Annotated in this window: 2 protein-coding genes; one reads left to right on the top strand and one right to left on the bottom strand. The window is 67.0% G+C overall.

Going from position 1 to position 1,769, the window contains the following annotated elements; all coding sequences use genetic code 11:
* The coding region (locus tag DH10_RS34000; protein WP_192385838.1) for a DUF2336 domain-containing protein at positions 1 to 412 on the top strand (412 nt) is incomplete at its 5' end.
* A 150-nt stretch (positions 413 to 562) separates the two neighbouring features.
* On the opposite strand, the gene DH10_RS33995 is transcribed toward DH10_RS34000, so the two are convergent.
* Positions 563 to 1,769 (bottom strand): FUSC family protein (locus tag DH10_RS33995; protein ID WP_192385837.1); only part of this gene is annotated, 1,207 nt, incomplete at its 5' end.

The raw sequence follows: 1,769 nt of genomic DNA, 5'->3' as shown, positions 1-1,769 counted from the left end.
GATCGAGCACCTGCGGCTGCGCGGCGATCTCACCGCGGGCTTCATCATCCGCACCATCGCGCATGGCAAGGTCGACTTCTTCGGCTCGACGCTGGTAGCACTTGCCCAGCAGTCCGAGCAGCGGGTGAGGGCGCTGCTGGCCGGCGGGCACGACGTGGCGCTGCAGGCGCTGTTCCGCAGCGCCGGCCTCGCCGCCGTCACCCACGGCATCATCCTGCGGGCGCTGAAGGTCTGGCGTGAGGTAGCCAACGGCAAACGCGTCGCCGGGGTGCAGGAAGTGAGCTGGCTGATGCTGAAGGAACTCGGCGGGCAATCGGCCGAGGGCGACTTGGCCGGGCTGGTCAAGTCGATCCATCTCGACGCGCTGCGCGAGAACGCGCGCGGGCATGCGCTGGCCATCGCGGCGGCTTAGGGCATGTCGGTATTCAGGTGAGGCCGGCCTGCAAATGGCGCCTTCCTGCGCTTCCGGTGCTCACGTACGCAAAAGTACGCTCCGCTCCGGTTCTCGGAAGCCACCATTTTCGACACGACCTGACCTGAATCTCGACACGCCCTGTGCTGTCTAGGCGCGGCCTTTCGCGAAGAAATCCGGATAGTCCTCCATCGCTGCGGCGATGATGCGCAGCGAGGCGGCGATCAGCAGCATTTCGGGCCGGTCGCTGCGATCGGCGATGCTGGCCGCGTATTGCCTCGCCACGGCAACGGTCGACGTCTGCGGCTCGCCATGTCTCCTGAACAGCAATTCCCGCGCCAGGCCGCGCAGGAAATTGCCGAGCGATTCCATCGTTTCGTGCGGGATCGCGGAATTCAGCTGCGCACCGCGCAGCCGCAGCACTTCTAGCCCAACGGTGACGGCTGCGATGCTGCCGCCCAAGGTGGGATCGCCCTTCCTGCCTGTCTGCTGCAGCTGCGGCATCAACTGGTTGATCCGGTCATAGGCCAGGCTTTCGAAGGCCGAACGGCGGGGGATGCGTTCGTGCAGGCAAAGGCGCGCCAGGTCCTCGCGCATCGCCTGCGAGATGCGCTCCACGGTGACCCAAGGATTGGCCGGCAGCACGATGATGAAGACGCCGATGGCAATCAGGATGCCGACCAGGATCGACGCCGATCCGGCGAAAAACGGGCCTGGATCATAGGTCATCAGCTGGTGCGGGCTGAGGAAAGCGAGGAAGTTGATGGCGAAGGCGGTGGCGACGCCGACATGGCGCGGATTGGCCATGCCGAGCGCCGCCGGCACCATGATCGGCACGACAAAGAGCGTGAACCAGCCGAAGCCGGGCAGCGCCGGCAAGGCGACCTGGCCGACAAGGAAGGCGAAGGGCAGCGCGAGCAGCGTTCCCGTGAAGAAACCCCAAGCGGACTGGACCGGATCGGGGCGCGCTGCGAACAGGCTGGAAACGACGGCGACGAGGATGACGGTGCCCGCGGCCTCCGACCATTTGGTCGTGAGCCAGAAGGCCGCCACCAGAAGCGTGGCGAGTGCGGCGCGCACGGCGTTGCGCCAGGCGGCATGGTAGTCGCGATGCACCACGAGCGCCGGCTGCTGTCGTTCACGGGACGGTCTCGAAACAGGCGAGCGGAGCGCATCGAGGCCACGCATTACCTGCTTCAGCGCCTCCGCGAAATCAGCGGCGATGGTGAGGCGGGTGATGGTGCCGACCCGATCTTCATCAGGGCTTGCGGGCGCCGTCGGCGCCTCCCGCGCCTTGCTCGCGATCGCGTCGAGCCGCGCCACCCAGGGGTCGGTGTCGTCAAGCGCGCCGGGCGTC

This window comes from Mesorhizobium silamurunense (assembly GCF_014843825.1).
Taxonomy (GTDB): Bacteria; Pseudomonadota; Alphaproteobacteria; order Rhizobiales; family Rhizobiaceae; genus Mesorhizobium; species Mesorhizobium silamurunense.
Note: the sequence above shows the minus strand (reverse complement) of the source record. Positions and strands in the feature narration are given on the sequence as shown.